Annotated in this window: 4 protein-coding genes; 1 reads left to right on the forward strand and 3 read right to left on the reverse strand. The window is 74.4% G+C overall.

What is annotated here, in order from left to right:
* Window positions 1-20: 20 nt before the first annotated feature.
* Entirely contained in the window at window positions 21-842 is an 822-nt protein-coding gene (gene urtD / locus A6Q79_RS16365; RefSeq protein WP_317698787.1) for an urea ABC transporter ATP-binding protein UrtD, read from the forward strand.
* Window positions 843-977: 135 nt separating this feature from the next.
* Here the strand turns inward: urtD and A6Q79_RS16370 are convergent, their stop codons facing one another.
* The 3 genes from A6Q79_RS16370 to A6Q79_RS16380 are packed head-to-tail and all read right to left on the reverse strand — an operon-like array spanning window position 978 to window position 4513.
* Complete coding sequence (locus A6Q79_RS16370) at window positions 978-2513, reverse strand: ATP-binding cassette domain-containing protein (RefSeq protein WP_317698788.1); 1536 nt, start codon at window positions 2511-2513, stop codon at window positions 978-980.
* Window positions 2510-4171 carry a thiol reductant ABC exporter subunit CydD gene (gene cydD, locus A6Q79_RS16375; protein WP_286690474.1) on the reverse strand — a complete coding sequence of 554 codons (1662 nt, stop codon included), beginning with the start codon at window positions 4169-4171 and terminating at the stop codon, window positions 2510-2512. Before cydD ends, A6Q79_RS16370 begins: the two co-directional genes overlap by 4 nt.
* Before the next feature lie 9 nt (window positions 4172-4180).
* Window positions 4181-4513, reverse strand: coding sequence for a cytochrome d ubiquinol oxidase subunit II (locus A6Q79_RS16380; RefSeq protein WP_317698789.1), 333 nt, complete (start codon window positions 4511-4513; stop codon window positions 4181-4183).
* Between the last annotated feature and the right edge of the window lie 170 nt (window positions 4514-4683).

Here is a 4683-nt window from a genome sequence, read left to right on the forward strand (position 1 = left end):
CGGTTCGGGAGGAGCGCGGCATGAGCGTGCAGACCCACCGGCCCGACGAGCTCGGGCACGACTACCTCGAGATCCGCGGCCTCACCGTCGACTTCGACGGCTTCAAGGCCATCGACGGCGTGGACCTGACCCTCCTGCAGGGAAGGCTGCACTTCCTGATCGGACCCAACGGCGCGGGCAAGACCACCCTGGTCGACGCGGTCACGGGCCTGGTCCAGGGCACCGGGCGGGCGAGCTACCGCAACCAGGACCTGCTCTCGATGAAGTCCCACCGCATCGTGCGCGCCGGGGTCGGGCGGACCTTCCAGACCGCCACGGTCTTCGAGGAGCTCAGCGTCCTGCAGAACCTCGACATCGCCGGCGGCATCCACCGCAGCCCCTGGGGCATGCTGCGCGCGCGACGGGGCGTGCCGGCGTACGTCGAGGAGGCCCTGGCCACCATCGGGCTCTCCCACCTGCGCGACCGGCCCGCGGGCGTGCTGGCGCACGGGCAGAAGCAGTGGCTGGAGATCGGCATGCTGCTCGTCCAGGACGCGAAGGTGATGCTGCTCGACGAGCCGGTGGCCGGCATGAGCGCCGAGGAGCGTGAGCAGACCGGCGAGCTGCTGCGCCGCATCGGCCACGAGCGCACGATCGTCGTGATCGAGCACGACATGGACTTCGTGCGCAGCTTCGCCGACGTCGTCACCGTCATGCACGGCGGCACCGTGCTCGCCGAGGGCGACGTCGCCACCATCCAGGCCGACCCCCGGGTCCAGGAGGTCTACCTGGGCCACCAGGGGACCGAGCCCCCGGAGCCGGGGACGACCGACGAGACGTCCGGGGAGGACCAGCATGCTTGAGCTGCGAGGAGTCACCGCCGGCTACGGCCGGACCAGGGTGCTCGAGGACGTCGACGTCGTGGTCGAGGAGGGCGGCGCCGCCGCCGAGGACGACGACGGCGACGGCGATGAGGGCGACGAGCAGCTCGGTGTTGGTCACCGGACCACCCTAGGACGTCGGACCGGCGACGGCCGCAGGTCGACCCGCTGCGGGTACCGCGCGACGACCTCCGGGGCGTGCGACACGACGACGACGGTGTGCTCGGGCGCCAGGGCGTCGACGTCGTCGAGCAGGGCGCGGGCGGTCTCGCCGTCGAGGTGCTCGGTCGGCTCGTCCAGCACGAGGACGCGGTGTCCCGCCAGCAGCATGCGGGCGAGACCGAGCCGCTGCCGCTCCCCGCCGGAGACGCGCGACCCGTCCTCGCCGAGCACGGTGTCGAGCCCGTCGGGCCACGAGGCGACCGTGTCGGCGAGCCGGACGCGGCCGAGCGCGCGCCACAGCGTGGCGTCGTCGGCGCGGGGGTCGGCGACGCGCAGGTTCTCGCGCACCGTGGTGTCGAACAGCACGGTGTCCTGCTGCATCCAGCCGACCACGGCGCGCACCTGCTCGCGGTCGAGGTCGAGCAGGTCGACGCCGCCCAGCCGCACCGTGCCGCTCCGGGCCGCGACCAACCGGGACAGCGTGGCCGCGAGCGTGCTCTTGCCCGACCCGCTGGGGCCGGTGACGACCACCCGCGCGCCCTCGGGCACGTGCACGGTGAGGTGCTCGACGAGGTCGGCGTCCCAGCCGAGCGTGACGTCCTGCAGGTCCAGGGCGAAGCCGTCGGGCCGGCGCGTACCGTCGAGGGGGGCCGGCATCGGGTCGCTGCCCCCCTCGAGCGCGACGAGCCTGCGGCGCGCGGCCTGCACGCGCGGTCGCAGCCGCTCGGCCTCCGCCACGGCGTCCAGCACGTCGACCAGCCCGACCGGCGCGAGGAGCAGCACGCCGACGAGCGGACCGGTGAGGCCTGCGTCGGCCGTGAGCAGCGCGGTCGCGAGCACGCAGGCCGCGCAGGAGACGAGCACCACGAGCGAGCCGAGACCTCCGGCCCAGGCTCGTCGCCGGTCCTGACGGGCGAGCGCGTCGACGGCGGCGTGCGCCCGGACGTCACGGCCTCGCGCGGACGCGTAGGCGACGAGGTCGGGTGCCGCCAGCACGAGCTCGGTCACGTCGGGCGAGAGCGCCGTCGGTGCGCTGCCCTCGGCACCCGCGAGCCTCGGGACGAGCACGCGCGCCGCCAGCAGGGCCGTCGCGGCGAAGGCGGCGAGCGCCACGCCCGCCGCCGGCAGGACCAGCGCGACGACGGCCACCGTGACCGCGCACGTGACGAGGGCCGAGACCCACGGCAGCCGCAGGCGGAGCAGACCGTCCTGCAGCGCCTCGACGTCAGCGACGACGGTGCGGACGACGTCGCCGCGACGCGTCGCGCCGGCTGTGGGCATCACGCGGGCGAGTCCCTCGTAGGACCGCACGCGGTGGTCGATCCCGCGGGCGATGAGGTAGAGCACCGGTGGCTGCTCCGCCGCGCGCACGACCAGCCAGCCCGACGTCAGCAGCAGCCCGAGCGAGCTCAGCTGCGCGAGCACGCCGAGCGCGCCACCCGCGGCGAGCCGGGTGCGCGACGATGCCAGCAGGCGCGACCGGCGGCTCACGGGGTCACCTCTCCTGCCGGCCCGGCCTGGACCACCTCGACCGGGCGGTCGACGCGCAGCTCCCGCGACGCCGCCGCCACGGTCTCGGCGCGGTGGGCGACGACGAGCACCGTCACGTCGCCCGACTCCTGCAGGCGGCACAGCGTCCCGAGGACGGTGCTCTCGCGCTCGGCGTCGAGACCGGCGGTCGGCTCGTCCATCAGCACGAGCCAGGCTCCGCCGTCGCGCACCCGCAGGAGCGCCCGGGCGACCGCGACGCGACGCCGCTCCCCCGCCGACAGCGCCTGTCCCTGCTCGCCGACCTCGCGTCGGGGAGCGAGGTCGGCCGCTCCTGCGTCGACGAGCGCCGACCGCACAGCCTCGTCCGAGGCGGCCGGGTGGCCGAGCCGGACGTTGTCCGCGACGGTGCCGGCCAGCAGGTGCGGGTCCTGCGGGACCCAGGCCACCTGCCGCCGCCACGCGTCCGGGTCGAGCTCGACCACGGGCACGCCGCCGACCCGCACGGAGCCGCTCGTGGGCAGCGCGAAGCCGAGCAGCACGGCGAGCAGCGTCGACTTGCCGGCACCGGACGGTCCCGTCACGGCGACGAACTCCCCCGGCTGCAGCGTCAGTCCTGGCAGCGCGAGGGCGGGCCGCTCGCGACCTGGGTGGACGACGACCAGGTCGCGCACCTCGACCGGCGCGGGACCCTCGACCACCAGGTGGCCGGTCCGCCGTTCGCCGTCGAGGAGCGTGAGGGCCTCGTCGGCCGCCGCCAGGCCCTGGGTGCTGTCGTGGAAGAGCGTGCCGAGCCGACGCAGCGGGAGGTACGCCTCCGGCGCGAGCACGATGACGAGCAGCCCGGTCGCGAGGTCGAGGTCGCCGGTCACGAGCCGCAGACCGGCCGCCACCGCCACGAGCGCGACGGACAGCGTCGAGAAGAGCTCGAGCACGAACGAGGACAGGAACGCGGTGCGCAGCGAGGCCATGGTGGCGCGACGGTGCCGCTCCCCCACCTCGCGGAGGCCGCGGCCGGAGTCGCGCCCGAAGCCCGTCAGCACGGTCAGCCCGGCGAGCACGTCGGAGAAGTGGCGGCCGAGCCGCTGCAGCTCGGCCCAGCGGCCGTCGAGGCGGTCGCGCGTCACCATGCCGACGAGGACGAGGAAGGTCACCACGAGCGGCAGCGTGAGCACGACGATCAGCGCCGACAGCGGGTCGACGGCGAGCAGCGTGAGGACCACGGCGCCCGGCACCAGCGCGGTCAGCACCACCTGCGGCAGGAAGCGGGCCACGTAGCCGTCGAGGGCGTCGAGACCCGTGTCGAGCAGCGTGGCGACGCGTGCGCTCGACGGCGCGGGGCCGGTGCGGCGCTGGTCGAGCACGGCGTCGACGAGGTCGTGGCGCAGCCCGGCCTTGACCGCCGCCGCGGCTCGGGTGCCCGTGGTCGCGTGCGCCCACGCGAGCACGCCGCGCGCCGCCACGACGCCCGCGAGTGCCGCGGTGGTCGCGGCGACGGAGGTCGGCGCGACGCCGTCGACGAGGGCGACGACGGTGGCCGAGAGCAGCCAGGCCTGACCGACGACGGCGACCGCAGCCACCAGGCCGAGCAGCACGGTGGCGACGAGGAAGCGCCGCACGGGTCGGGACCGGCGCAGCAGCCGGGGGTCGAGGGGTCTCATCCGCGCGGCTCAGGAGGTCGGCGCGAGGACGTCGTCAGGGATGTGGTGCGTCCCGATCCGCCGCCGGAACACCCAGTACGACCACGCCTGGTAGCCGACGACCAGGGGCGTGAAGGCCGCCGCGACCCAGGTCATGATCGTCAGCGTGTACGGCGTCGACGCCGCGTTCGTCGTCGTGAGGCTCCAGGACGGGTCGAGCGAGGAGACCATGACGTCGGGGAACAGCGCCGTGAAGAGCATGACCACCACCGCGGCGATCGACAGCGCCGTGCCGACGAAGGCCCAGCCCTCGCGCCGGGCCGACGCGGCCGCGAGACCGGCGGCGAAGCACGCCACGGCCACGGCACCGGCCTATCCGACAGGGGAAAAGGAAACGGGTGTTGACGAGATTCAAGAGATTTGCGATTCTGGAAGCCTTGGTTGAAGCGTATGCAATCAAGGAGCAAGAACCCACCACAATACCGGGCAAGGAAAATTGATGAACGAACTTGAATTCTCCCGACGTCATATGC

The sequence above is a fragment of the Aeromicrobium sp. REDSEA-S32_B7 genome, assembly GCF_001626145.1.
Lineage (GTDB): Bacteria > Actinomycetota > Actinomycetes > Propionibacteriales > Nocardioidaceae > Aeromicrobium > Aeromicrobium erythreum.

Coding starts and splice junctions, on each gene's coding strand:
- urtD (WP_317698787.1), top strand. CDS start 21: ATGAGCGTGCAGACCCACCGGCCCGACGAGCTCGGGCACGACTACCTC.
- cydD (WP_286690474.1), bottom strand. CDS start 4,171: ATGAGACCCCTCGACCCCCGGCTGCTGCGCCGGTCCCGACCCGTGCGG.